Source organism: Gordonia sp. ALPHA1B1 (genome assembly GCF_005502615.1).
GTDB lineage: Bacteria > Actinomycetota > Actinomycetes > Mycobacteriales > Mycobacteriaceae > Gordonia > Gordonia hongkongensis.
In genome coordinates this window covers 46,054-70,333 of the sequence record NZ_SCOC01000015.1, presented here as the reverse complement: position 1 = coordinate 70,333, position 24,280 = coordinate 46,054, and the positions used below count along the sequence as shown (strand labels likewise).

Below are 24,280 nucleotides of genomic sequence, written 5' to 3'. Positions count from 1 at the left end.
TTACTCCGACGCGATTGTGGGTAGCCCTCCGGCACGTTCGCTCGCGACCCGTTACCGACCCGTTGCGCGCGACACGATCCGAGCTCGACGACCTCGGCAAGGGGGTCCCGGGCGCGGACAGATTTCTACGATGAGGAACAGGGCTCACGGCCGGACACGACGTCAGACCGCGAGTCGCACACAACGACCGTGAGGAGAACATCATGGCCAAGTACCGCGTCATCGATTCGAGCGAGAACGTCGTCGAAGAGAAAGAGTTCGACGATGCCACCGGCGCATACGACTGGTTCAAGACCGTCGCCGCACCGGACGACAGCCTCGGCACCGTCATGCAGGTGCACGACGACGGCGAGTGGAAGAACTTCGAGGTCTCGGACGGGGGCACCAACGCCAGCCCGTCCGCCGACGCCGACTGAACCGCCTCCCCTCGGCAGGACGAGGTCGGCCACCCTTCGCGCCCCGGGTCTCCCGGGGCGCGAAGTCCGTTCTCAGACCCCGAACGCAGCCGGGTAGGTGATCGTCCCGCTCGGCACCGGGCGCGCATCGTCGAGACGCAGCGCCATCATCGCCTCGTCCGGGACGTCGAACGGTGCGCGGATTCCGAATCGGGACGCGGGGACGAAACCGAACTTCGGGTAATACTCGGCGTGGCCGAGCACGACCACCAAGTTCTCGCCGTGTGCGCGGGCAACGTCGAGACCCGCGACGATCGCCGCGGAGCCCGCCCCGGACCGTTGACACGACGGCAACACGGCGCAGGGTCCGAGCGTGAGCGCCGGTGCCGCGTCGACGAGGCACCGCGAATACAACGCGTACCCGACGATCGTGCCGTCGGCGTCGGTCGTGACGATGGAGAGCCCGTCGATCCAGGCGTCGCTGTCGGCCCGCAGCTCATCGACGATCCGCGCCTCGTCGGGGGTCGGGAACGCCGCCATCACCACGTCGCGGATCGCGTCGGCGTCCCCGTCACGCTCGGCGCGGGTCGCCCACCTGCTCACGGGTTGTCCGCACGCCGTCGTGATGCTGTGACGGTCGCTGTCACCGACCGCACCCGCCGGCCGGCTGCCCGGAGAAGCGACTGTTGAGGAAGCCGAGCGCCTCGGCGCTCCACGGGATGAACGCCCGGGTGTGGTTCGAGCCGCGGTACTCGGTGAACGTCGTCGGCACCCCACGATTGCAGAACGAGCCGGCGAGGCGCGCGACATCGGCCGCGATCATCACACCGTCACCGGTGCCGTCGACGTTGCCGACCCCGAGCATCATGGGGCTACGCGGAGTGCCGAGCGTCCCCATCACATTCTGCGAGATCGCCTGTCGTACACCGGGAACGTCCAGCAGGCCGCCGACCGTCGGCACGAGGAGCTGGTGATCGGTCAGACCCGGGTACTTGTCGGCGAACGCCTCGATGCATTCCCCAGCGACCTGTCCGAGGACCCGCTTGCCCTTCGGGGAGAGGTAGGACCGCATGTCGATGCCATAGGTCTCGGCGTACACCGCCATCAGAGCCGGGATCACGCCGGCCCAGTTCTCGCTGCCGTTGACATAGCCCAGATTGTTGGCCGGGTTCACCAGCACGCCACCCGCGGCGGCCCCGACGATGTTCAGCTCCGGCGCGTAGCGCGGCGCCAGCTCGGCACCGAAGCCGGTGGGGATCGATCCGCCGGAGTAGCCGAACAGTCCGATCGGTGTCCGGGCCGGCGCCCGCAGGTGACCGAGTGCGGCACGCACGCCGTCGAGCGCGGCGTACCCCGATTCGCGCGCCATCGTCCAGCGCAGCCCGCGGCCCTCGTAGTCGGGGGCGGCAACGGTGTAACCGGCGGCGAGCAGACCGGAGATGAGCGTGATGTCGATCGGCGCCTCGCTCGCGTTGCCGCCGCGCAGCGTGTACGACGGGTCGCACTGCGAGCCGAGTGCGTCGTAGAACGAGTGGTAGGAGACGACGCGGCGCGGCGTCCCGGCGGCAGCGCCCGGCGGCGAGATGACCGTGGTGACCGTCGCCGTCGGCCTGCCGAACTGGTTCGTCGTCCGGTAGAGGATCTGGGTGGCCGAGATCGGAATACTGGTTCCGCGCCAACCCAACTCGACCTGCCGCGTGCGTAGCGCGGCACCCGGTGAACTCGATTCGTAACCCGCGGGCGGATCGTAGAACGGGTCCTGCGACGGCAACTGCGCCGGCGCTGCCGCGGGTACCGGAACGGGCGCCGCCGACACCGTGGGCGCGAGGAGGGACAGGGTCGTCGTCAGCCCGAGGATCGCGGTCAGCGTTCCGAGGCCGCGGGAGAGAAGCCGCATGGATCGTCATCCTGCCCGATATGCGGCGTCTACGGCGTCTTTCGTTCCGCCTTCGGGTCTGACTGGCCCGAGGCGCCCCCGGAGGTGTCGTCCGGCACCGGGTTCTCACCGGCCCGCTCGACCGCCTCGACCACCGGCGACATCGCCACCACCACCGCGCCGGCCACGGCAGCGACGAAGGCGATCACGGCGACGGCGCCCCAACCGGCACGCGTGGTGTCGCCGAGCACCAGGATGCCGATGACACCGGGGACGACCGTCTCGCCGACGACCAGAGCCGCCGACGCCGCGCTGACCGACCCCTTCTGCAGGGCAACGGTGAACATGTAGAAACCACCCGGGCCACACAGGATGATCGCGTAGAGCGCCGGGTCGGTGACCAGTTCACCGAGATCGAAGGGGTCGAGGCCGTCGAGGATGCGCACCGCGACCGCGAGGACCCCGAACAGCACGCCGGCGGAGAGGCCCGCCAGTACCGCGACACGACTCTGCATCCGCGGCAGGATCGCGGCGCCGAGTCCCAGGATCGCTGCTCCCACGACGAGCACCGCCCAGTGCAGCCACCACTCGTGCTCGTGACCCTCGTCGCCGGCCGAGAAACCCAGCACGACCAGCGATACGACGACGACCGCGATCGCCGTCCAGTCGCGGACCGACAACCGCGCGTGCAGGAACAGCGTGGCGAGCACGACGGTTACGACGAGGTTCGCACTGACGATCGGTTGCGCCAGGAACAGCGGGATCATGCGGGCGGCGACCATGTTGCCGAGGAATCCGATGCCGTCGAGCGCCGTGCCCGCGAGGAACGACACCGTCAGCATCGCGGTGATCGTCGATCGCAGCGACGGCGCCTCCCCCGGCGCGCCGGTGTCCTCGACACTCTGCGCGCCACGCGCCTGCAACACCGACGCGGTGCCGTACGCCAGCGCCGCGAACACCGCCGCGAGGATCCCGATCAGCATGGTCGAACAGTAGCCACCGCCGGGCGGTCGTGCGGGACGATGACGATCGCGATCAGTTCGTCGATGCCTCGGCGACGTAGGCGTCGGCGAACTCACCGACCGCGGGGATCGGCTGGATGCAGTCGAGGAGTACGCCGTCGGGACCTTCGACGATGAAATGCCGCTGACCGAAGTCCTCGTCGCGCAACTGGAGTACCGGACGGAGTCCGTGTTCGTCCGTGAGACGTCGGTAGAGCGCGTCGACGTCGTCGACCTCGATGTTGACCAGCAGTCCGGCGGCGGGTCGGCGGTGGCCCTCGGGGATCGTCGGATGAGTCGCATCCACGAGCGCCAGCTCGAACACGCCGGTGCGCATGCTGACGTACCAGTCCGCGGAGAAGGTGACCTCGAAGCCGAGAACCCGCTGGTAAAAGTCGGCGGCCGCGGCCACGTCGGTGGACATGAGAACCGGGTAGACACTGGTGACGTTCATGTTGGAGCTCCTTTACGTACGATGTGTTTGTATAACGGACTATACATACGCAGCGTACGTAAAGGAATCTTCCGTGCCGAGAGCCTCCGCCGCGGCCGCAGCCGAGACGGCCCGTGCCGTCCTCGCCGCCGCCACCCGTCAGTTCGCCGATCGTGGATTCTCCGACGTGTCCCTCGACGACGTCGCCGAGGCCGCGGGCGTCACCCGCGGCGCCGTCTATCACCACTTCCGCAACAAAGGCGCGCTGTTCGCGGCGGTCGCCGCGGCCTGCCACCAGCAGGTCGCCGATGCGGTCGTCGCGGCGGCCGAAGCCGCCGGCACCGACCCGGCGGGTCAGTTGAGTGCCGGGTCGCACGCGTTCGTGGACGCGATCACCAGTGGAGCCGCCGTGCGCATCCTGCTGATCGACGGACCTGCGGTGGTCGGCTGGGACGAGTGGCGCCGACTCGACGAGGCCGGGTCGGCGACCCATCTGCGTGAGGCCCTCGTGGCGGTCGGCGTCGACGGCGAGTTGGTCGACGTGATGACGATGCTGTTGTCGGGTGCGATGAACGAGGCCGCCCTCTGGCTCGCCCGGCATCCCGATGACGACTCCGCACGCGAACGCGCCCACCGCGCGCTGGATCGGCTGCTCGCCGCGATCGTGTGAGGAATCCGATGAGATCACAATGCGATTCGTCCCGGAAGGCGGCTCGAATCGCAACGCGAACTGTGGGCCTCGCGGCCTATCGCCGTTCGACCTCGCGCGGCGGATGGCCGTACCCGCGAGGCGCATTCGTCGCATCGGCCGTCTCGACCGCGGTGACCGCACCCGACGACGCCAGTACGACGCCGCCGAGAACTGCGCCGAGGAAGGCCACGATCGCGACCGGGCCCCATCCGGCACGCGTGACGTCGCCGAGGAACGCGATGCCGACCGCACCGGGCAGGACCGTCTGACCGACGACCAGCGCGGCGGCCGCGCCGTTGACCGAGCCGGTCTGCAGCGCCACCGTGAACAGGTAGAAACCGCCGATCCCGCTGAGCAGCAACGCATACAGCGCGGGATCGGTGAACAACACCGACAGATCGAATGGGTCGAGACCGTCCAGGATGCGAGAGGCCACCGCCATCACGCCGAAGACGGCCCCGGCGATGAGACCGGTCACCGCCGCGATGTGCTTACGCAGACGGCGCATCACGATCACGCCCAGCGCGATCAGAGCCGGTCCGGCAACGAGTACCGCCCAGTGCATCCAGGCATCGTGTTCCACGCCTTCGCGACCCGCCGAGAGCGCGAGCAGCACCAACGACAGCACGATCACCGCTCCAGAGATCCAATCCCGGAGCGTCAGACTAACTTTCAGGACCACCATCGCCAGTATCGCGGTGGCCACGAGCCGTGCGGAGATGATCGTCTGCGACAAGAAGAGCGGGATCAGCCGTGCCGACGCGATGGTCGCGACGAAACCGATGATGTCGAAGACGAATCCGACGAGGAACGGCACCGTGAGCATGGTGGCCGCCGTGGAGCGCAACGACGGATGCGCGGCGGCAGACCGACGGCGCTCCTCACGGATCGCCGCTCGCTGCGCGACCTGCTCGGCGCCCAGCGCCTGCAGCACCGCTGCCGCGGCGAACGCCAGCGAACCGATCACCGCGATCACGATGCCGGCGGTCATGACAGGAGCTCAGCTCAACGCGGGGTGAGCACGTCGGTGCCCACGAACTTCGCGAGTTCGGCGGGCAGCCGAACCGAACCGTCGGGTTGCTGGTGGTTCTCCAGGATCGCGACCAGCCAGCGGGTGGTCGCCAGCGTTCCGTTGAGCGTCGCGGCGGTCTGCGGTTTGCCGTTCTCGTCGCGGTAGCGGATCGAGAGGCGTCGTGCCTGAAACGTGGTGCAGTTCGACGTCGAGGTCAGCTCGCGGTAGGTGCCCTGCGTCGGCACCCAGGCCTCGCAGTCGTACTTCCGCGAAGCCGACGAGCCGAGGTCGCCGCCGGCGACATCGATCACGCGGTACGGCACGTCGATGGCGGCGAGCATGTCCTTCTCCCAGCCCAGCAGGCGCTGGTGTTCGGCCTCGGCGTCCTCGGGCCGGCAGTAGACGAAGCCCTCGACCTTGTCGAACTGGTGGACGCGGATGATGCCGCGGGTGTCCTTGCCGTAGCTGCCGGCCTCGCGACGGAAACAGGTCGACCAGCCGGCGTAGCGCTTCGGACCGTCGGACAGGTCGAGGATCTCGTCCATGTGGTACCCCGCTAGCGGCACCTCCGACGTGCCGACCAGGTACAGGTCGTCGTCCTTGTCGAGGTGGTAGACCTCGTCGGCATGGGCGCCGAGGAACCCGGTTCCCTCCATGACCTCCGGCCGGACGAGCACCGGCGGGATCATCAGGGTGAACCCGTTCGCGGTGGCCTTCGCCGCGGCCATGTTCAGCAGTGCGAGCTGGAGCTGCGCACCCTGGCCGGTGAGGAAGTAGAACCTCGACCCCGACACCTTGGCGCCGCGCTCCATGTCGAGCAGTCCGAGCGACTCACCGAGCTCGAGGTGGTCCTTCGGGTTCTCGATGTCACGGGGCTCGCCGACGTGCTCGAGGACCACGTAGTCGTCCTCACCGCCGGCGGGCGCCCCATCGGCGACGATGTTGGAGATGGCCCGATGGGCCTTCGCCGCGGCCGCATCGGCCTCGGACTGGCGCGCCACCGCGGCCTTGACCTGCTCGGCGAGTTCTTTGCCCTTGGCCAGCAGCGCCTGCTTGTCGTCGCCCTGTGCCTTACCGACCTGCTTGCCGAGAGCTTTCTGCTCGGATCGCAACGCGTCCGCCTCGACGATTGCCGCCCGGCGCTCGGCGTCGGCGGCGAGCAGCGCGTCCACCAGGCCCGGGTCCTCACCGCGAGAGCGCTGTGAGGTGCGGACGAGGTCGGGGTTGTCGCGAACAGTCTTCAGGTCGATCACGACTTCAAACCCTACTTGAGAGCGCGATGCGAACCCGATCACGCCGCCGCGGTCCCCGGGGAGGTCTCAGCTCCAGCCGACGCAGGTCCTCACGGCCGAACATCGCTGCCGCGGCATCGGCAGCCGGAGTCCCCACGTGCGGGTCCGCCCCGGCGTCGACGAGCGCCTGCACCACGTCGTCGAAACCCTTGAACACCGCGCCCGCCAACGGCGTCTGCCCTTTGTCGTTGGCGAGGTCGGCGTCGGCGCCGCGGTCGAGGAGGGCCGACACCGTCGACGCGTGGCCGTGGTACGCCGCGAGCATGAGGAGCGAGTCACCGGACTGGTTACGCAGATCGGCCGGGACGCCGGCGTCGAGGTAACCGGCGAGCGTGTCGGTGGCACCGGACCGCGCCATGTCGAAGAGTCGGGTGGCCAGTTCGACGACCTCGGGGCCCGGGGCGTCGATGCCGGGCCCGGCCTCGGATGCATCGTCGGAATGGGTTGCCACTCCCGCGAGTGTAGGCGCGGCCGACACTCCCTCGATCTGGGTGAGGCCGCGGGCACCGCATCGTGTGGGAGACTCGGCGCAGTGACTCCTCCCGACGCGCAGCACGAATCCGGCGGACCCGGCGAGAGTTTCCTGACGGTCGTCATCGCGTTCGTGTCGAACCTCTTGATCGCCGTCGCCAAGACCGGCGCCGCGATGGTCACCGGCTCCGCGTCGCTCGTCGCCGAAGCGGCCCACTCGTGGGCCGACACCGGGAACGAGATCCTGCTGCTGATCGCGGAACGACGTGCCCATCGGCCCCGGGATGCCCGTCATCCGCAGGGCTACGGACGTGAGGCGTACATCTGGTCGATGTTCGCGGCGTTCGGGTTGTTCGCGGTCGGAGCCGCGGTGTCGGTGCAGCACGGCATCACCGAACTGCTGTCACCGGAGCCGGCGACGGATTACGGCATCGCCTATGCGGTCCTGGCGATCGCCGCGGTACTCGAGGGCATCTCGTTCGTGCGGTCGTATCAACAGGCGAAGCGCGGCGCGGTCAAGCGTCGGATCGGTCTGCTACGACAGGTCTTCCGCACCTCCGACCCGACTCTCCGTGCCGTCTTCGCCGAGGACGCGGCCGCGCTCATCGGTCTGGCCATCGCCTTCGTCGGAGTGCTCCTGCACCAGATCACCGGGTCGGCCACCTACGACGCGATCGGGTCGATCCTGGTGGGCGTGCTCCTCGGAGTCGTCGCCATCGTCCTGATCAACCAGAACAGGCGGTTCCTGCTCGGGCAGGCGGTCGACGACGCCGTCCAGCAGCGCGTCCTCCGGGACCTGCTCGCGTACAGCAACATCGAGCGCGTCACCTACCTGCACATCGAGTACACCGGGCCCGTTCAGCTGTTCCTCGTCGCCGCCGTCGATTTCACGGGTGACGACGCCGAGTCCTCGGTGGCCGTCGCTCTCCGGCGACTCGAGAACGAGCTGGAGCGCGACCCGCGGATCACGGAGGCGGTACTCACCCTCTCCGCCCCCGGCGACACGGACCTCGTGCCCGACGCACCCTGATCTCGCCGGGATCCTTTTCACACTGTGGAGTTGTCAAAGGTCGTGTGGCGCCGGGGTCGACGCCGGAGGGTCTGTGGAGTGTTCGCGTGGGGTGTCTAGGCGAGGGCGTCGTCGAGTCGCATGGTGCGCCGGTTGTAGGCGGGTCGAGGTAGGCGTTTCGGGTCGATGTCGGCGGGTGGGATCAGCCAGGGGTGCCGGTCAGGACCCATCACCACCTGCCAGCCGTGATGGTGCACCTGGGTGTGACAGCGCTGGCACAGTAGGCATCCGTTGTCCAGATCTGTGGGGCCACCATCGGCCCAGTGCACCAGATGGTGGACCTGGGTATGCGCCGCGGGGGCACCACATTTCACGCAGCACTGATCGCGCACGATGATCGCCTGCCGCAGATGGTGCGGGAACAGTCGTTTCGTGGTGCCCATCCGCAACGGCACCCCTTCGTTGTCAAGGACGATCTCGGCGACCCCGCCGTCACACGACAAGCGCCGTGTCGTCGATTCTGACACCGCACCCATCCACGGAAGCCGAGCCGGACCAACCCCATCGGCAGGAATGGTCACCAGCAGTTGGGTGCGTGGTGCTCCGGCGGTGGTCATAGCCGCGCCGATCGCGGCTTGATCCAACAGCAACTCCAGCGCATCGGCGCGTCGCTCGGCCGCACCTCGACGATCGGCAGCGCCGTCGGGTTCGGGACGCGGACAGGACCGTTCGTCGATCATGGACACGAACTTCTCCCCGATCACCGCGGTCACATCTCCGGCGATCGCGACCCGACCCCCCTCGGTGATGTGGGTGTGCACGGTGTTCAGCGACGCGTCATCGGCCGCCGCCACAATGCTGGGGTCGGCGGGGGCGACCCGGATGGCGATCCCACGGGCGTGGTCGTCGATCTGGGCGGGGGTGGCTCCGGAGAACGCCTGCGCAAGCAACTCACTCTCGTATCCGCTGCGCTCGTCGTCGGACAGCGCTGTGGCGCAACGTTTGTCAATAAGCGCTAGCCCGCGGATCACCGCGTCGACACACTCGGCAGACAAATAACCCTCCGAGGCACAGTCGTCAACCTTCGGCACTAACCCCAACCCGCCGGCGATGCGCACATGACGGTGCGCGGCCGCGGGTGGCATGCCCATCTCGATCAGCGCGTTCCGTGTGGTCGACCCCGCACGCACTGCGGCACCCGTGGCTTCGAAAAGTGCTGTGTGAACCGTGATCTGGTGGTCGAGTACGTTGCGCAGCATCCGTAGCTCGTCGAGCCGCTCGTGCAGAGCACGGCCACTGCCGTCGTCGTGTGGTGACGGCAGTGAGATGAGGGTGTCGCGGAGTTCGATGATCGAGGGCATGACACCAAGCTACTCGCAATCACGTTCGACGACGAAGTTTCTCCACAGCCCTCATAGTCATCGAATCCTGTTTCACAGCAGTCGCTGTCACTCGGGCCCCGGCGGTGAACCGTGGTGGACTGTGGTGAACAGAAACCCCACCAGTCACAGACGTCGGACGGGTACACACGGGGGGCACCGCCTCGGACGCCGGACCCTTCGTGACGCGCCCTCCGCAAGCTCCGGACGCCCCTCAGCTCAGGGGGCGGTGCGGGCCGCGCCCTCCGCAAGCTCCAGACGCTCCTCAGCTCAGGGGTCGGTGGGGCGCCCTTCACTCACGCCAGTCAGGGTACAAAGGGGCGCACTTCGCTCACGCCAGTGCGGCGTCGATCACTCTGTCGGCGCGCGGAATTGAGCACGCTTCCAGTCGCCGTTGATCTCATCGCGTTCGCGGACGGCGTCCCGGAACCCGACGGTCGCAGCCCGCTGCTGGAAGGCGTAGCCCTCGCGGGTGTGGCGGGAGATGCCGTCGAAGACCGTGCTGATCATCCCCGAATTCGCGACGCCCTGAGCCAGGAGCGCACTGTTGAGCGCCAATTTGGCCATCACGAGCTGATTGATCGGCATGCGGGCGATCCGCTCGAGCAATGCCTCCGTCCGGTCGTCGAGTTCGTCGGCCGGGGGCGCCTCGACGGCCAGCCCCCACTCGTGCGCCTGTTTTCCCGACAGGCAATCGCCGGTGAACAGCAGCCGTTTGGCGCGCTGATCGCCGAGCCGATGGGCCCACATCCCCGCGGCGGGGATACCCCACACCCGGGTGGGCGGGTACCCGATCTTGGTGTCGTCGGCGCAGATGATCTGGTCGGCGTAGAGGGCGATGTCCGTGCCGCCGGCGACGGCGAACCCGTGCAGCTTGGCGACCGTCGGCTTGTTCGCGTGGAGCAGGCTGGCGAAACCGCGGTTGAACCTGCTCATCATCGCGTAGTCGATCATGGGATCCCAGGTGCGGCCCGGGTCGTGATTGCGTGCCTGCACAACGGGATCGAGGACAGTGCCGGTCCGTGGGTTGACGGCATGGGGATCGACGGCCTCGGACGGGTCGCCGCCGTTCTCGGCGAAGATCGACAGGTCGTATCCGCCGCAGAAACCCTTGCCCCGCCCGGATACGACGATCACGTGGACACCGGGGTCGAGGTCGGCGCGCTCCACCGCGTGCGACAGTTCGACGGGGGTGTCGACGGTGATCGCGTTGCCCTGATCCGGCCGGTTGAAGGTGATACGGGCGATCCGGCCGGTGACCTCGTAGGTGAGCGTGCGGTAGTCGACATCCGGCTCACGTCCGGCGCGGCCGGTGAACAACGAGTCCGGACCGCCGCGCAGGTCGTTGCGCCACGCGGCCGGCGGCGAGCCGGACGACTCATCCACGGACGTTGTCCTGCACGGTCTTCGGCGTCACCCGTTCGATGATCGACGCCGTGTCGATCCCCGACGGCAGCGTGCCGAACACGTCCCCCCGGTCGTTGCCGAGCCGACTCGCGGCGAACGCATCGGCGACCGCCGGATGGCCGTACCGCACCAGCAGGGAGGCCTGGAGGAGCTGGGCCATGCGGCCGACGACCCGCCGGGCCCGGTACTGCATCGCGTCCAGGTCGCCCAGCTCCCGTCGGAGTTCGTCGGCCGCGGCGTCGAGGTGCCGGTCCGCCCCTGCCGCACTGTCGATCTCGTCGAGGAACACGGTCACCGTGTCGGGCTGTTTGGCCATCGCCCGCAACACATCGAGCGCAGCCACATTCCCCGACCCCTCCCAGATCGACATGAGCGGCGACTCCCGGAAGAGCCGCGGCATCCGCGACTCCTCCACATATCCGTTGCCGCCCAGGCACTCCAGCGCTTCGGCGGCATGGATCGGGGCGCGTTTGCACACGTAGTACTTGCTGACCGCCAGCGAGATCCGCCGCAGCGCATCCGCCCGGGTGTCGCCTGCGGTCGCCTTGTCGGTCAATTCCGCGAGCCACAGTGCCGTCATCGTGGCTCCTTCCGACTCGACCGCGAGATCGGCCAGCACGTTGCGCATCAGCGGTTGGTCGACGAGCGCGGCGCCGAAGGCCCGGCGGTGGGTGGCGTGATGGGCGGCCTGGGCGACGCCGACCCGCATGCCGGTCGCCGAGCCGAGGGTGCAGTCCAGGCGGGTCATGTTCACCATCTCGATGATCGTCGCCACCCCGCGGCCCTCGTCACCGACGAGCCACCCGACCGTGTCGTCGTACTCGACTTCGCTGCTCGCGTTGGAGTGGTTGCCCAGCTTGGCCTTCAGCCGCTGCAGCATAAAGGTGTTGCGGGAGCCGTCGGGCAGCACCCGCGGCACGAAGAAGCACGACAGACCTCCCGGCGCCTGCGCCAGCACCAGGAACACATCGCACATGGGTGCGGAGGTGAACCATTTGTGGCCGGTGATGCGGTACGTCCCGTCCGGTTGGACGACGGCTGTCGTGGTGTTCGCGCGAACGTCGGAGCCGCCCTGCTTCTCGGTCATCGACATTCCGGCGGTCAGCCCCGCTTTCGACAGCGGCGCCCGGAGACCGGGATCGTAGGTCGTCGAGACGAGCAGCGGCTCGTACAGCCCGGCGAGTTCGGGGTTGGCCCGCAGTGCCGGCACCACCCCGTAGGTCATCGACAACGGGCAGCTGTGCCCGGCGTCCACCGAACCCCACACGCTCGACTTCACCGCACGCTCGAAGTGCGCCGTCGGACTCGGGTCCGACCATGCGGTACCACCGAGACCGAAACCGATACCCGTCCGCATGAGGTGGTGATAGGCGGGGTCGTAGGTGACCTCGTCCACCCGGTTGCCGTAGCGGTCGTGCGTCCGCAGTTCCGGCGGGTGGGACTCGGCGAGGTCTCCCCATCCGAGCGCTTCGGCACCACCGGCGAGACGGCCGATCCGGTGCAGGTCCTCGAGCATGTGGTCGGCGCCCGCGCGGTGAACCGCCTCGGAGATGGCCGGATTGTCCGCGGCGTCGAAGTCGACGAGTTCGGGGACCTGATTGGTGACGACGTGGGTGGACATGGCGGAACCCGCTTCCTGGTGGAGGTCGTGATCCACGGTATTACATCATTCTGCTGTGCGCCAGAGTCTTGTAATACCCGGCGTCGCCGCCGAGCCGAACCCGCCCGATAGCATCGACGCCGTGCCCGGACGCGTGGACATTCCCAAGCTCACGGCGCGATCGGTCATCCTCAGCGCCCTCCTCGGCCTCGACTCCCCCGATGCGTCGATCAACGGGCTCCTGGCCACGGCCACCGAGCTCGGGCTCCGCGAATCGACCGTCCGGGTGGCGCTGACGCGACTGGTCGCGGCGGGAGACCTGGAACGCACCGACGGCAGATGCCGACTCTCGCCCCGCCTGGTCGAACGTCAGCAGCGCCAGGACCGGGCACTCCATCCGGCACGACGGGACTGGGACGGCAGCTGGGATCTCGCGATCGTGACGATCGGTTCGGAGAGCTCGACCGAACGGGCGCTGCTGCGCGACACGCTGCGAAAGGCCCGGCTCGGCGAGATCCGGGAGGGCGTCTGGGCCCGCCCGGCCAACCTCGACATCGAGCTCCCGCCCGCACTGCGCCGTCGTCTGAGCCTCTTCCGCGCGGCTCCCGAGGAGGCGTCGACCGAACTGGCCGCACGACTGTTCACCCCGTCGACCTGGGCGGGGGCCGCAGACGAATTGCTCGACGCACTCGCCGCCGCGGCGACGGTCGCCGATCGATTCGAGGTCGCCGCCGCCATCGTGCGACACATCCTCCGCGACCCGCTCCTGCCCGCGGAACTCCTCCCCGACGCCTGGCCCGGGGATCGGCTCCGCGAGGGGTACGAGGGCTTTCGCAGCGAGCTCACCGGACTCACCGCCCGGCACCTGGCACCCGACGGGGAGTGAGGAACCGGGTCTCCGAACCCGACCGGCGCGGTCATGCGGTGCATCGGCCCGGTCCGGCCATCGGCGCACGAGGGTGTGCCCCGTCCGATCCGTTAGGCATGATGGATCCCGATGAACGCGCCCGACCCCGACCGCAGCCACCCCGCCGACGCCGACGCACCGGCCGGCGGACCCCGCCGACCAGGCGCTTTCGCCCGCAACCCGGTCTTCGTGGTCCTGGGCGCGATCGTCGTCGGCGCACTCGTGGCAGGCGGGATCGCCTTCGCTGCGGGGGTCTTCGACGACAGCGGCAGCGTCGGCGGCAGCAACATCGGCGAGGGTGAGCGGTTGGTCGAGAACGCCTTCACGAAGTCGGTCGCGGGCGACTGTCTGGACTGGCCGGCCGGCAACCCCGGCCAGCCGGTCGATGTGCCGTGCGAGCAGAAACACCGCTTCGAGGTCGCGGGAGCCATCGACACCGCATTGATCCCCGGCGCGGAGTTCGGCGAAGACGCTCTCTGGCCCGGCGCCGAGCGGTTCGCGACGATCCGCGACGAACAGTGCCCGGTGATGGTGGACCAGTATCTCGCCGGGCGCCTCGACCCGCAGGGTCGCTTCGCCGTCGGGATGATGTACCCCTCCCAGGTGCAGTGGGACAAGGGCGCGCGTCAGCTGCGGTGCGGGGTCCAGGAGAACGGGGCCGACGGCGCCCCGGTCCAGTTCTCCGGCCGGGTCGCCGACCAGAACCAGTCGTACGTCTGGCCCGAGGGCACCTGCGTCGGGATCGATCCCGAAACACGCACCCCGACCGGTTTCGCGGTGAGTTGTGCTGAGCCGCATGCCTTCCAAACGACCGGGATCGTCGATCTGTCGGTCCGCTTCGGCGACCGGATGTCGAACAGGCAGTGGCCGCCGACCGGCGCGCAGAACAGCTACCTCGGCTCGATCTGCCCGGTCCAGGCCGAAAGGTTCGTGGGTGGGCGCAAGCAGCTCGACGCGACCACGCTCAACGTCCAGTGGTCGGTGCTCAGCGAGCCGAGTTGGCTCGCCGGAAGCCGCAAGGTGGTGTGCTACCTCGGGCTACCCGACAAGCGCGGCGGCTTCGCGACCCTGGTGGGCGACGCCAAGGGCGGCGCGCTGCTGATCAACGGGCGCGCGCCGGTCGCACCCCCGGAGGCGCCCCCGGGCCGGGCCCTGCCGACGCCGGTGCCGCTCCCGCCGGGCATCGCGCCCAACCCCGCCGAAGCACCGGCCCCGGCGGGCTGACCCGATGGCCGTGTACATGTCCGACGACGAGTTCGACGGGCTGGTGTCCGACGCGCTGGACACCATCCCCGGCGAACTGACCGACGCGATGAACAACGTCGTGATCCTCGTCGAACCGCACAACCCGGAAGAACCCGGCATCCTCGGGCTGTATCACGGTGTGGCACTGACGATGCGGACCACCGACTACGGCGGATTCCTGCCCGACACCATCACCATCTACCGCGACCCCATCCTCGCGATGTGCCACTCGCGGGAGGAGGTCGTCCACGAGGTGGCGGTCACCGTCGTCCATGAGATCGCACACCACTTCGGCATCGACGACGAGTGGCTGCACGCCAACGGCTGGGGCTAGTGGTGTGGCCGGCGCCCCGATGCCGCCGACTCGATGTTTGACCTGCGGCGGAACGCGGTATGAGGGGTAGCAGATCGAGCAGCCCTCTATCTCAGGAGTACGTCCATGTCCTCAGACGCCATCGTCATCCTCCGGGACGACCACAAGGAGATCCGCAAACTGTTCCGCGACTTCAGGTCGCAGGGCGACAACGCCGTGAAGACCAAGGGCAAGATCGTCGACAAGATCATCGAGGCCCTCACCGTGCACACCTACATCGAGAACGAGGTGATGTACCCCGAGATCCGCAAGCGGGTCCCCGATCTCGAGGACGACATCCTCGAGTCCTACGAGGAGCACCACGTCGCCGACGTACTGGTCGTCGAGTTGGCCGCTCTCTCGCCGGACAACGAGCGGTTCGACGCCAAGACCACCGTCCTGATCGAGAACGTGGAGCACCACATCGAGGAGGAAGAGGACGAGTGGTTCCCGAAGGTCCGAGAGGCGCTGAGCCGCAAGGAACTCCGGGAGATCGGTGAGGAGATGCTGCGTCGCCGGGAGAAGGCTCCCCGACGCCCGTCGCAACCGTCGGCGCTGAAGAAGACGGTCGACGCCATCATCAAGTAACCCTTCGTGACGCTCGCAAGCTCGCTCCTCAGGGAACGGGGTGACGTCGCAAGCTCGCTCCTCAGGGAACGGAGGGACGCCGTCAGCCCATCGGTTCGTCGACGAGCGGCTCGTCGGCGATCTCGAACGGGGCCGTTGTGGCGCCCCATCGGGTGCACACCCAGATGCCGTCGGAGTACTCGAGTTCGATGGAACCGGTGTTGCCGAGGTGGGTCGCCGCGGCGAACCGGGAGTCGATCCCGGCGAGCCGGGCGGCGATCAGGCGGATGGCCGCACCGTGACTCACCAGGAACACATCGCGCTGGTCTGGGCCGGTGAGGTACATGTCGGCGAGGTCCTCGACCGTCGGCAGGTACCGGTCGTAGACCATCGCAAGGGATTCGCCGCCGGGGATGCGTGCGTCGAGGTCGCCGGCGTGCCAGCGGTGCATGATGTCCTGGAAGACCTCATGCGATTCGCGGTCGGAGCGGTCCTCGAGCTCGCCGGCCTGGACCTCGTGCACGCCGTCGATCGCCGCGGTCTCCACATCCCACACCGACCCGATCAGCTCGGCGGTCTGCCGGGCGCGGAGCGCGCGTGAACTGAGCAGTACCGCGTGCTGTTCCGGCACGTTCTCGAGACCGAACCGAACACCTTGTCGCGCACCGAAATCGGTGAGTGCGGCACCGGGCAGAGCGGTGTCGAGGCGGCGCATGACGTTCGAGGTGGTCTCACCGTGACGGACCAGATGCAGCCGCGCCATCACTTCCCTCCCCGACGCATCGAGTCGACCCATGCAAGCGACTCGGTGTGGTCCGGCGGCGCGGAGCCGGTGGTGCGCACCGCGGGCCACGAGCCGAGGAACACCACCCGCTCGCACCGGCGGTGAAGGGCGGCAAGGGCTTCGGCGACGGCCGCATCGTCGATGTGTCCGACCGCGTCCAGGAAGAACCGGTATCGGCCGGCGATGCTGCGACCCTCGGCCTCGTCACGCTGCGGGCGCGACTCGATACGAGTGAGGTCGATTCCGCGCGAGGCGAATTCGTTCATCGCCGCCATCAGGCTACCCGGCTCGTTCGACAGCTCGAGGATGACCGAGGTGCGGTCGGCGCCGGTGCGGGGCAACGGCACCCCGGGCCGACCGAGCAGGAGGAACCGCGTGGTCGCCTCCCGCGCGTCGGCGACACCGTCGGCGAGCACGACGAGTCCGGACAGGCGAGCCGCGAGCCCCGTGGTGACCGCGGCGTCCGCCTTCCCGGCCGCGACATCTTGCGCGGCAGCGGCATTGGAGCTCGCGATCACGAACTCGGCGTTGGGGAAAAGCTCACCGATCGACTGACGCACCTGCGCGGAGGCAACCGGGTAGGCGGCGATCGTGCGGACATCGGCCGCGACCATCGGCGCGGCTGCGGCTATGGCGAACGAGATGTCGAGCACCGTCTCGGCGAAGGCCTGCACCCGACCGTTTACGGCGTCGGCCGCGGGCGGCACCAGTGCGTCCATCGTCGCCGGCACCGAACCCTCCAGCGAACTCTCGATCGGCACACAGCCGTAGTCGGCATCTCCGGAGCGGATCATGGCGATGGTGGCGGCAGGACTCGACGCGGCGACCCGGTCGACCCCGCCCGACAGGTCGAGGCCGTCCGCGGACCGTTGTTCGGCGAGGACCGCGTCGAGCGCCATCTCGGTGAAGGTTCCGGGCGGGCCGAAGTAGGCGATCACAGGCACCACACGAGCCTAGTGGAACAGGCCTGCCGAGACCCTTTCGCGCATGTGTCCCAGGCTCTACGCAGGGGTGTCGAAACCATTGACGCGTGCGCTCCGGGTATTTAGGTTAGGGTTACCTTTCATACGACCCGCGCCCCGCGACGCCGACCGGAGAGACTGTCATGACGAGAACGACGACCGACCGCCCCACGGATGCCGAGATGATCCAGACGGCTTGTCGTCGCGGCGGTTCCGCCATCCTGGCCGTCGAGGGCGCGGACGCCACCCCGATCGACGTCGTGCACCTCTTCGAGTCCCAGGCCTTCGTCCTCGTCCCCACCGACGGCGACGCGATGCGGACCGTCGACGGCGCCGAGGGCGTGCCCGCCATGCTCGAGGTCACCGACTGGGCACCCATCGACCTGCGTGAACGCGTGCGTTCGGTGATCTGGCTGAACGGCACGTTGCACGAGGTCCCGCGCGACCTGGAACGCGACCTGGCCATCGAGATCGCGGGCGAACACCCCGACGACGGTCTCCTCGACATCGGACACGGCGCGTCGATGATGCGTCTGCAGGTCGACACCGCGGTCATCGCGTCCTCGGACGGCGCGGCGTCGGTGTCGGCCACCGAGCTCGCCGACGCCGACCCCGACCCCTTCTGGGAGCACGAGGGCAGCTGGCTCGAACATCTCGACAGCGACCACGCCGACATCGTCGGACAACTGGTCCGCAAGCTTCCCGTCGAGCTGCGCACCGGACGGGTGCGGCCGCTCGGCCTCGACCGCTTCGGCATCCGGTTCCGCATCGAGGGACTCGACAGCGACTCCGACGTCCGCCTCCCGTTCGCGCGGCCGGTCTCCGACGTGTTCGAACTGTCCCGCGCGCTGCGGAATCTAGCGGGCTGTCCGTTCCTGAACTCGATGCCCGACTGATCCGGCTTCCGTAGCATCGCCGCCCGCGGATCACGCATCCGCACCACGGATCGCGGGGTCCTAGGCTGACCGGCATGGCCTTGCGCGAGTACCTCACACCGTCGCCCCACGGCATCCCGGTCGTGACCGACCGGACCGAACGACGCGGCATCATCGTCGAACTGGTCATCGTCGGTGTCCTCACATTCGCGTTCTCGGCACTGTCCGCGGCACTCGCACTGCTCGAGGCGCAGCTCGCCGGCGGAATCGGCGAGACGACGGTCGCACTCAATCCCAGTCGTTCCGACCTCGGTCTCATCGACGCCGTCCGGCAGATCATGGGCGGCCTCCGACTGTTCGCCATCGCCGGTTTGGGCATATACCTGTTGTGGCGCAGCGGGATCGGACTGTCGCGCGTCGGTCTGGGTCGGTGGACCCCGCGCCGCGACATCCCCTCGGGCCTGGTTCTCGCCGCCGTCATCGGTCTGCCCGGCCTGGGACTCGTCGCCGTGGCCCGGGCCCTGGGCCTCAACGCGAGCCTGGTGCCCAGCCAGGCCGACACCTGGTGGGAGTGGCCGGTTCTGGTGCTCATCGCGATCGGCAACGCCGCCGCCGAGGAGATCGTGGTGGTCGCGTACTTCATCACCCGGTTGCGACAACTCGGGGTGTCCGACAACGCGTCGCTCGCCGCCAGCGCGATCCTCCGCGGCGGCTATCACCTGTACCAGGGCTTCGGCGGCGGACTCGGGAATCTGGTCATGGGCGTGGTCTACGGGCGCTTCTTCCAGGTCACCGGCCGCGTCTGGCCCCTCGTGATCGCCCACGCGGTCATCGACGTGGTCGCCTTCGTCGGCTACGGACTGCTCCGCGACCATCTGTCCTGGGTCGGCTGAGAACCGAGACATCGTCGACCGTGCGGCCTATCTCGTCGACTGTGCGTCGATTCCCGTCGACTGTGCACTCCGACCGTGCGCCCCTACCGGCCACCATTGAACGGGGTGAGATGATTAGCTAGATTCGTCTCATGACCGTCGATGCGCCGTCCGACCCGACCGCCGAGCCGGCGAGCCTCCCCTTCCCGCGACGCCATCGAGCCGCCGAGTCCCGCGGCCGGCGCATCGGCAGACTCCTCAAGGTCTACAACCACCTCCGTGAGCCCGGCGACGACGAGCTCGCGGAGCTCGGGCGTCGGCTGCGCACGCGAGACGAACCCGCCGCGGCGCTGGTCCGGGCCATGCGCCTCCCGCGGGACGCCGACGGCCGGGTCACGATGCGCCAGTTCGAGCAGGCGCTTGCCGGTGACATGCCCTCCGATGCGCCCGACGCCCTGCGCGACTTCTTCGCACTCGTAGAGAAGACACCGGACTGGGTCGATCGCGCTCTCTGCGACCGCGGGGCCGCCGTCTATCGACGGTTCGGCCAGAACGCCAACGACGTCCTGCTCCAGCTCTCCCTGATCGGCGGCTACCGCTTCGGCGGGCCCGCCGACCTGCTGGTCGCGACCGGCGGCCTCACCGGGAACACGGTCATCCGACGACTCGGCGAGACGCAGACCTGGGCCATCGCGGTCGGCGAACCGGGCGGGATGGCACGCGACGGCGACGGCTGGCGACTCACCGTCCATGTGCGCCTCATGCACGCCCTGGTCAACGAGCGGTATGAGCACAACGGCCGCTGGGACATCGACCAGTGGGGCCTGCCGATCAACCAGTCCGACCTCGCCGCGACGCTGAACCTCTTCAGCGGCGCACTGATGATGGGGGTCCGCGCCCTCGGCGTCCCGGTGAGCCGTGACGACTCCCGCGCCCTCATGCACCTCTGGAAGTACGTCGGGTGGCTGATCGGCGTCGACGACGACTGGCTCTTCGACTCCGAACGCGACCAGCATCAGCTGAGTTATGCGGTCTTACTCGCGCAGCACGACGTGACCGACGCCGGCGCGGCCCTCACGACGGCGATCGTCGACGCCCAGAGCCGCTTGCACTACCGGTTGTTCCCCCGCCTCGCCGCGCGCTACACCCGCGCCCGCCTGCTGAGCATGCTGCAGGGCTTCCTCGGCGTGCGCGGCATGCGCGACCTCGGTCTCCGCCCTGCGGCGCCGTGGGCGTTCGGTCTCGCGTGGGTCCGCAACGCTGTTGTCTACCAGGTCATCGCACGGACACCGGCCGGTCCGCGCTATCTGGAATGGACCGGCACCCGTTCCCGACGCCGAGCACTCTTCCGCCACTTCGGCCCGGACGCCCCCGAGATCGGATCGCTCGCGGAGCGTTGAGAAGCCGTATGACGTCGTGCCCGGATTCCGGGCTCGAGATCATACGTTTTCCCAGGCCTCGGCCTGCACCCCTGTCCTAGCGGCGTTCGCCCCACCCGGACGCGAAGTGCCCCAACGGTAATTCACTGTCGCGCCACGGGTCCGGCGCCTACGGTGGACCGATGTCGACAACCGGGACGATCCGCGAATGGCACCACGACGAGGGCTGGGGTGTCATCGAGTCACCGGCGTTGTCCGGCACCGTCCACGTGACCACTTTCGTCGTCCGTGTTCGGGCCGTTCAGAATCTCGACGAGCTGTCCCTGCCCGGCTTGCGTCCGGGGACTGTCGTCGACTTCGACCATGCGATAGCTGTGCCACCGGAAAGCGGATGCCGATATGTGGCGCTCTCGGTCTGGCCGACCGAGGTGGCCCGGCCGGATCCGAAGCACAATGGCGTGTTCCGAACTGCCCTGTGGCACAGCGTCGGTGATGCCGGACCGGACGGACTCACGACGATCGAGGAGACCGCCCTCACCGACGCACCGACGTCACCGACACCGACCGCCCTCGGCCCGAACACCACCGGGACCGTTCGGTCGTGGAACGGCGAAGAGGGATGGGGCGTACTCGATTCCGACGCCACCCCGGGCGGGGCGTGGGCGTTCTACGGCGAGATCGTCGGTACCGGTTTCCGGGACCTGGTGCCGGGGCAGACCGTCGAGTTCCAGTACGAGCGAGCGAGTCAGGACGGATACGACTACCGCGCGAACAACATCCGCGTCAGGTGAGGCGCCCGGGGCTGTGGTCGTCGTCGATGTCGTCGTCGATGACCCGGCGCCCACCCGACCCGGTCACACGCGCGAGGAGATAGAGCACGAGTCCGACGACGATCAGGATGCCCGCGCGCAACCAGGTCGACGCGCTCTGCTGCGTCATCAGGACGATGCAGGAGATCACCGCGAGCACGGGCAGGATCGTCGGCGCCCGGAAGTGGTCGGTGTCCGTGCGGTCGCGGCGCAGGACGAGGACGGCGACGTTGGTGCTGACGAACACGAACAGCAGCAGGAGCACCACCGTCTCGGCGAGTGCCGCGACGGTCCCGGTCGCCGAGAGGATCATCGCGACGGCGGTGGTGGCGACGATCGCCGTCCACGGCGTCCGACGACCGGGCAGCACCTTCGCCAGCGCACCCGGCAGCAACCCGTCGCGGGCCATGCCGAAGGTCAGGCGCGACGCCATGATCATCGTGAGCAGCGCGCCGTTCGCGACGGCGATGAGCGCGATCAGGGAGAACAGCTGGTCGGGGATCCCGACATCGGCGATCGAGACGACCTCGAGCAGCGGGCCCGACGACTCCACCAGGCGCTCCGGTGGCGCGACGACCGACACGGCGAGACCGACGAGGACGTAGACGACGCCGGCGGCGATCAGCGCACCGAACAGCGCCTTCGGATAGACCCGCCGCACGTCACGAACCTCTTCGGCCATGTTCGCGGAGGTCTCGAACCCGACGAACGAGTAGTAGGCGAGCAACGCCGCGCCCAGCACGGCGAGAGCCGGGGTGGTCTCGTCGGTGAACTCCAGCACCCGCTGCGGCTCACCGTCACCGCGACCCAGCACGATCCCGGCCAGCACGACGACGAGCAGGAGTCCGGAGACCTCCACCACCGTCATCACCACGTTGGCCCGCAGGGACTCGGTGATCCCGCGGGCGTTCAGCGCCGCGACGGCGAGCAGGAACACCAGGGCCGCCGCGGTGGTGGGCACGTCCAGAAAGACCTGCAGGTAGTCACCCGCGAAGGCGAGCGCCAACCCGGCGGCGCTCGTCACCCCGGCCGCCAGCATGCAGAACCCCACCAGGAACGAGATGAGCGGATGGCGGTACGCGTGCCGCGCGAACACCGCCGCGCCGCCGGCCCCCGGGTACTTGGTGACGAGCTCCGCATACGACGCCGCGGTCAGCATCGCCAGCGCGAGGGCGAGCGCCAACGGCACCCAGATCGCTCCCCCGACCTCACCGGCGACCTCACCGACGAGCGCATAGATGCCCGCACCGAGGACGTCGCCCAGGATGAACAGGAACAGGAGTTTGCCGGTGATGGCGCGACGCAGCGGGGTGTGCCCGCCGTCGGTCCGGGCGTCATCGTTCCCGGAGTCCTGCGACGTGGCGTCGGCGACGTGTTTGTCGGTCATGGCGTGTCCTGTACCCCGTTCGGTCCGGAACGAGACCTCATGTGGGCGGTTCGACGCCACGTCGGCAACCAACCGACCGACATCCGTCGCCACCGCCCATGCGTACATTGGTTGGGATGAACGAGCAGGACCCGCCGATCCTCCGGCGAGGTCGCCCCGGACCGCCGATGCCGCCCGGGCGGCCAGCGGGCCCGTCTCCGCGCCCGGGGCCGCCACCCGGACAAGGCCACCGCCCGCCTCCCGGTGCCGTCGGTCCGTCCGCTCATCCGCAGGCCATGCCGCGGATCCCTGCACGCGGTCCCGACCCGCGCCGGGCGCCGGGCCCCGGTCCCACCGGCCGGCCCCCGCACCCGTCCCCGGCCGATCGGCCGCCACCGTCGGCGCGGCCCGCTCCCGGCGGGTATGCGCCCACCCAGAAGCCGGAGCCGATCCCCGACGATCGGTCTCGTGGACCTCGTCCGCCGCGTGGCGACCGTCGCGACCGCGACCGGGCCGTCGGACGTCCGCCCGCGCCCCCGCGGCCGGCCGGTCCTCCCCGGCCCCGGCGCACGGGGCGCCGCGCGGTCCGGGTGGGCAAGATCCTGATGATCCTGCTGCTCGTCGTCGTCCTCGGCAGTGTGGGACTGCTGTTCTACTACGACACGAGACTGGACCGGATCGACGCCCTGCCGGCCTACGCCGGACGCCCGTCGGACACCCCCGGCACCAACTGGCTCATCGTCGGCACCGACTCGCGATCCGATCTCACCGAGGAACAACGCCGGGCGCTGGCCACGGGTGACGCCGACGGCTCCCGCACCGACACGATCATGCTCGTCCACAACCCACCCGGCGGCGGCAAGGCGATCGTGGTGAGCATCCCGCGCGACCTGTACGTGGAGGTGCCGGGTCACGGCAGCCTGAAGATCAACGCCTCGTTCAGCATCGGCGGTCCGGCGCTGCTCGTGCAGACCGTCGAGAACCTGACCGGCATCCGCATCGACCACTACGCCGAGATCGGCTTCGGCGGATTCGACACCCTCGTCGACTCGGTCGGCGGCGTCGACATGTGTATAGACCAACCGCTCAACGACCCCAAAGCCGGTCTGCGCCTGGCGAAAGGCTGTCACCGCCTCGACGGCAGGCAGGCTCTCGGGCTGGTCCGGACGCGCGCATTCCCGCGCGCCGACCTCGCGCGAGTGGTCAATCAGCGGAAGTTCCTCGCCGCACTCGTGTCTCGGGCGACCAGTCCGTCGGTCCTGCTCAACCCGTTCCGACTCTTCGGATTTGTCGGCGGCGCCATCGACGCGCTCACCGTCGATGAGCGAGATCACATCTGGAACCTCGCGTCCCTCATGTTCGCGCTGCGCGACCCCATCACGACGACGACCCCGGCCGGCGAGAGCACCTTCACCGACGAAGGACTGGCGCTGCCCGTCACCGAGCAGACCGAGGAGTTCTTCGGCTACCTCCGCGCAGGTCAGCCCGTCCCCGACGAGCTTCTCGTCGACGCCGGCGGGCCGTCGTGAAAGGGTCGCCAAACGCAGGCCAGACTTGCCTTACTTAGCCTGAACTTGCTGGTGAGAGCCATTTTTC

The 24,280-nt window shown here is 68.9% G+C and carries 25 protein-coding genes; 12 read left to right on the top strand and 13 right to left on the bottom strand.

What is annotated here, in order from left to right; genetic code table 11:
* The first annotated feature begins 203 nt into the window (after positions 1 to 203).
* A complete protein-coding gene (locus tag FFS52_RS12410; protein WP_058250921.1) occupies positions 204 to 416 on the top strand; it encodes a hypothetical protein in 213 nt (70 codons plus the stop codon).
* 72 nt (positions 417 to 488) lie between these two features.
* Here FFS52_RS12410 and FFS52_RS12405 read toward each other — a convergent pair whose 3' ends face one another.
* From FFS52_RS12405 to FFS52_RS12390, 4 genes are read right to left on the bottom strand one after another with little or no spacing between them, the layout of a single operon-like run.
* On the bottom strand, positions 489 to 998 hold the full coding sequence (locus FFS52_RS12405; RefSeq protein ID WP_171011620.1) for an N-acetyltransferase: 510 nt from the start codon (positions 996 to 998) through the stop codon (positions 489 to 491).
* 40 nt (positions 999 to 1,038) lie between these two features.
* Positions 1,039 to 2,292, bottom strand: a complete 1,254-nt coding sequence (locus FFS52_RS12400) for a lipase family protein (RefSeq protein WP_137809873.1) — start codon at positions 2,290 to 2,292, stop codon at positions 1,039 to 1,041.
* Positions 2,293 to 2,321: 29 nt separating this feature from the next.
* Entirely contained in the window at positions 2,322 to 3,254 is a 933-nt protein-coding gene (locus FFS52_RS12395; RefSeq protein ID WP_137809872.1) for a DMT family transporter, read from the bottom strand.
* A gap of 52 nt (positions 3,255 to 3,306) precedes the next feature.
* Positions 3,307 to 3,726 (bottom strand): VOC family protein, encoded by a 420-nt coding sequence (locus FFS52_RS12390; protein WP_137809871.1) that lies wholly within the window; start codon positions 3,724 to 3,726, stop codon positions 3,307 to 3,309.
* Between the two features lie 73 nt (positions 3,727 to 3,799).
* Between FFS52_RS12390 and FFS52_RS12385 the strand changes: the two genes are divergently transcribed.
* Positions 3,800 to 4,375: a TetR/AcrR family transcriptional regulator gene (locus FFS52_RS12385; protein ID WP_068972423.1), complete on the top strand. Its 576-nt coding sequence runs from the start codon at positions 3,800 to 3,802 to the stop codon at positions 4,373 to 4,375.
* Between the two features lie 76 nt (positions 4,376 to 4,451).
* On the opposite strand, the gene FFS52_RS12380 is transcribed toward FFS52_RS12385, so the two are convergent.
* Genes FFS52_RS12380 through FFS52_RS12370 form a run of 3 tightly spaced genes read right to left on the bottom strand, consistent with a single transcriptional unit; the run spans position 4,452 to position 7,151 of the window.
* Complete coding sequence (locus FFS52_RS12380) at positions 4,452 to 5,387, bottom strand: hypothetical protein (RefSeq protein WP_068972422.1); 936 nt, start codon at positions 5,385 to 5,387, stop codon at positions 4,452 to 4,454.
* Between the two features lie 14 nt (positions 5,388 to 5,401).
* A complete protein-coding gene (gene serS / locus FFS52_RS12375) occupies positions 5,402 to 6,661 on the bottom strand; it encodes a serine--tRNA ligase (RefSeq protein WP_068972421.1) in 1,260 nt (419 codons plus the stop codon).
* A 4-nt stretch (positions 6,662 to 6,665) separates the two neighbouring features.
* A complete protein-coding gene (locus tag FFS52_RS12370) occupies positions 6,666 to 7,151 on the bottom strand; it encodes an ankyrin repeat domain-containing protein (protein WP_249356452.1) in 486 nt (161 codons plus the stop codon).
* An 81-nt stretch (positions 7,152 to 7,232) separates the two neighbouring features.
* Here FFS52_RS12370 and FFS52_RS12365 point away from each other — a divergent pair, with 81 nt between their 5' ends.
* Entirely contained in the window at positions 7,233 to 8,201 is a 969-nt protein-coding gene (locus FFS52_RS12365) for a cation diffusion facilitator family transporter (protein ID WP_137809870.1), read from the top strand.
* 95 nt (positions 8,202 to 8,296) lie between these two features.
* Here the strand turns inward: FFS52_RS12365 and FFS52_RS12360 are convergent, their stop codons facing one another.
* From FFS52_RS12360 to FFS52_RS12345, 3 genes are all read right to left on the bottom strand, one after another.
* Positions 8,297 to 9,541, bottom strand: a complete 1,245-nt coding sequence (locus tag FFS52_RS12360; RefSeq protein ID WP_137809869.1) for an HNH endonuclease signature motif containing protein — start codon at positions 9,539 to 9,541, stop codon at positions 8,297 to 8,299.
* A gap of 369 nt (positions 9,542 to 9,910) precedes the next feature.
* Entirely contained in the window at positions 9,911 to 10,945 is a 1,035-nt protein-coding gene (locus tag FFS52_RS12350) for a crotonase/enoyl-CoA hydratase family protein (RefSeq protein WP_137809867.1), read from the bottom strand.
* Positions 10,938 to 12,587 (bottom strand): acyl-CoA dehydrogenase family protein, encoded by a 1,650-nt coding sequence (locus tag FFS52_RS12345; protein WP_065631382.1) that lies wholly within the window; start codon positions 12,585 to 12,587, stop codon positions 10,938 to 10,940. Before FFS52_RS12345 ends, FFS52_RS12350 begins: the two co-directional genes overlap by 8 nt.
* A gap of 121 nt (positions 12,588 to 12,708) precedes the next feature.
* On the opposite strand from FFS52_RS12345, the gene FFS52_RS12340 reads away from it, so the two are divergent.
* From FFS52_RS12340 to FFS52_RS12325, 4 genes are all read left to right on the top strand, one after another.
* A complete protein-coding gene (locus tag FFS52_RS12340; RefSeq protein ID WP_212743639.1) occupies positions 12,709 to 13,452 on the top strand; it encodes a PaaX family transcriptional regulator C-terminal domain-containing protein in 744 nt (247 codons plus the stop codon).
* A gap of 111 nt (positions 13,453 to 13,563) precedes the next feature.
* Positions 13,564 to 14,697 (top strand): septum formation family protein, encoded by a 1,134-nt coding sequence (locus FFS52_RS12335; RefSeq protein ID WP_137809866.1) that lies wholly within the window; start codon positions 13,564 to 13,566, stop codon positions 14,695 to 14,697.
* Between the two features lie 4 nt (positions 14,698 to 14,701).
* Positions 14,702 to 15,052, top strand: a complete 351-nt coding sequence (locus tag FFS52_RS12330) for a metallopeptidase family protein (protein WP_058250909.1) — start codon at positions 14,702 to 14,704, stop codon at positions 15,050 to 15,052.
* A gap of 105 nt (positions 15,053 to 15,157) precedes the next feature.
* The gene (locus FFS52_RS12325) at positions 15,158 to 15,658 is read left to right on the top strand and encodes a hemerythrin domain-containing protein (RefSeq protein WP_058250908.1); all 501 of its coding nucleotides are present in this window, start codon (positions 15,158 to 15,160) and stop codon (positions 15,656 to 15,658) included.
* Between the two features lie 82 nt (positions 15,659 to 15,740).
* Here the strand turns inward: FFS52_RS12325 and FFS52_RS12320 are convergent, their stop codons facing one another.
* Both FFS52_RS12320 and pheA read right to left on the bottom strand, forming a co-directional pair.
* Positions 15,741 to 16,400, bottom strand: a complete 660-nt coding sequence (locus FFS52_RS12320) for a histidine phosphatase family protein (protein ID WP_058253726.1) — start codon at positions 16,398 to 16,400, stop codon at positions 15,741 to 15,743.
* Entirely contained in the window at positions 16,400 to 17,368 is a 969-nt protein-coding gene (gene pheA / locus FFS52_RS12315) for a prephenate dehydratase (RefSeq protein WP_137809865.1), read from the bottom strand. Before pheA ends, FFS52_RS12320 begins: the two co-directional genes overlap by 1 nt.
* Before the next feature lie 158 nt (positions 17,369 to 17,526).
* On the opposite strand from pheA, the gene FFS52_RS12310 reads away from it, so the two are divergent.
* The 4 genes from FFS52_RS12310 (at position 17,527) to FFS52_RS12295 (ending at position 21,300) form a co-directional block, all read left to right on the top strand.
* On the top strand, positions 17,527 to 18,279 hold the full coding sequence (locus tag FFS52_RS12310) for a DUF2470 domain-containing protein (RefSeq protein WP_058253724.1): 753 nt from the start codon (positions 17,527 to 17,529) through the stop codon (positions 18,277 to 18,279).
* Positions 18,280 to 18,353: 74 nt separating this feature from the next.
* On the top strand, positions 18,354 to 19,151 hold the full coding sequence (locus tag FFS52_RS12305; protein ID WP_137809864.1) for a type II CAAX endopeptidase family protein: 798 nt from the start codon (positions 18,354 to 18,356) through the stop codon (positions 19,149 to 19,151).
* A gap of 131 nt (positions 19,152 to 19,282) precedes the next feature.
* Entirely contained in the window at positions 19,283 to 20,530 is a 1,248-nt protein-coding gene (locus FFS52_RS12300; RefSeq protein WP_137809863.1) for an oxygenase MpaB family protein, read from the top strand.
* Positions 20,531 to 20,691: 161 nt separating this feature from the next.
* Positions 20,692 to 21,300, top strand: a complete 609-nt coding sequence (locus tag FFS52_RS12295) for a cold shock domain-containing protein (RefSeq protein WP_137809862.1) — start codon at positions 20,692 to 20,694, stop codon at positions 21,298 to 21,300.
* Here FFS52_RS12295 and FFS52_RS12290 read toward each other — a convergent pair.
* Complete coding sequence (locus FFS52_RS12290) at positions 21,293 to 22,705, bottom strand: APC family permease (protein WP_137809861.1); 1,413 nt, start codon at positions 22,703 to 22,705, stop codon at positions 21,293 to 21,295. The two genes, FFS52_RS12295 and FFS52_RS12290, sit on opposite strands and share 8 nt — an antisense overlap.
* Positions 22,706 to 23,289: 584 nt before the next feature.
* Between FFS52_RS12290 and FFS52_RS12280 the strand changes: the two genes are divergently transcribed.
* Entirely contained in the window at positions 23,290 to 24,213 is a 924-nt protein-coding gene (locus tag FFS52_RS12280; protein ID WP_137809891.1) for an LCP family protein, read from the top strand.
* Positions 24,214 to 24,280: the final 67 nt, after the last annotated feature.

Bases quoted from the DNA above. Each gene is read 5' to 3' on its own strand.
- FFS52_RS12410 (WP_058250921.1), top strand. From the start codon at position 204: ATGGCCAAGTACCGCGTCATCGATTCGAGCGAGAACGTCGTCGAAGAG.
- FFS52_RS12400 (WP_137809873.1), bottom strand. From the start codon at position 2,292: ATGCGGCTTCTCTCCCGCGGCCTCGGAACGCTGACCGCGATCCTCGGG.
- FFS52_RS12395 (WP_137809872.1), bottom strand. From the start codon at position 3,254: ATGCTGATCGGGATCCTCGCGGCGGTGTTCGCGGCGCTGGCGTACGGC.
- FFS52_RS12390 (WP_137809871.1), bottom strand. From the start codon at position 3,726: ATGAACGTCACCAGTGTCTACCCGGTTCTCATGTCCACCGACGTGGCC.
- FFS52_RS12380 (WP_068972422.1), bottom strand. From the start codon at position 5,387: ATGACCGCCGGCATCGTGATCGCGGTGATCGGTTCGCTGGCGTTCGCC.
- FFS52_RS12360 (WP_137809869.1), bottom strand. From the start codon at position 9,541: ATGCCCTCGATCATCGAACTCCGCGACACCCTCATCTCACTGCCGTCA.
- FFS52_RS12345 (WP_065631382.1), bottom strand. From the start codon at position 12,587: ATGTCCACCCACGTCGTCACCAATCAGGTCCCCGAACTCGTCGACTTC.
- FFS52_RS12335 (WP_137809866.1), top strand. From the start codon at position 13,564: ATGAACGCGCCCGACCCCGACCGCAGCCACCCCGCCGACGCCGACGCA.
- FFS52_RS12330 (WP_058250909.1), top strand. From the start codon at position 14,702: ATGGCCGTGTACATGTCCGACGACGAGTTCGACGGGCTGGTGTCCGAC.
- FFS52_RS12325 (WP_058250908.1), top strand. From the start codon at position 15,158: ATGTCCTCAGACGCCATCGTCATCCTCCGGGACGACCACAAGGAGATC.
- FFS52_RS12320 (WP_058253726.1), bottom strand. From the start codon at position 16,400: ATGGCGCGGCTGCATCTGGTCCGTCACGGTGAGACCACCTCGAACGTC.
- FFS52_RS12310 (WP_058253724.1), top strand. From the start codon at position 17,527: ATGACGAGAACGACGACCGACCGCCCCACGGATGCCGAGATGATCCAG.
- FFS52_RS12305 (WP_137809864.1), top strand. From the start codon at position 18,354: ATGGCCTTGCGCGAGTACCTCACACCGTCGCCCCACGGCATCCCGGTC.
- FFS52_RS12300 (WP_137809863.1), top strand. From the start codon at position 19,283: ATGACCGTCGATGCGCCGTCCGACCCGACCGCCGAGCCGGCGAGCCTC.
- FFS52_RS12295 (WP_137809862.1), top strand. From the start codon at position 20,692: ATGTCGACAACCGGGACGATCCGCGAATGGCACCACGACGAGGGCTGG.
- FFS52_RS12290 (WP_137809861.1), bottom strand. From the start codon at position 22,705: ATGACCGACAAACACGTCGCCGACGCCACGTCGCAGGACTCCGGGAAC.
- FFS52_RS12280 (WP_137809891.1), top strand. From the start codon at position 23,290: ATGATCCTGCTGCTCGTCGTCGTCCTCGGCAGTGTGGGACTGCTGTTC.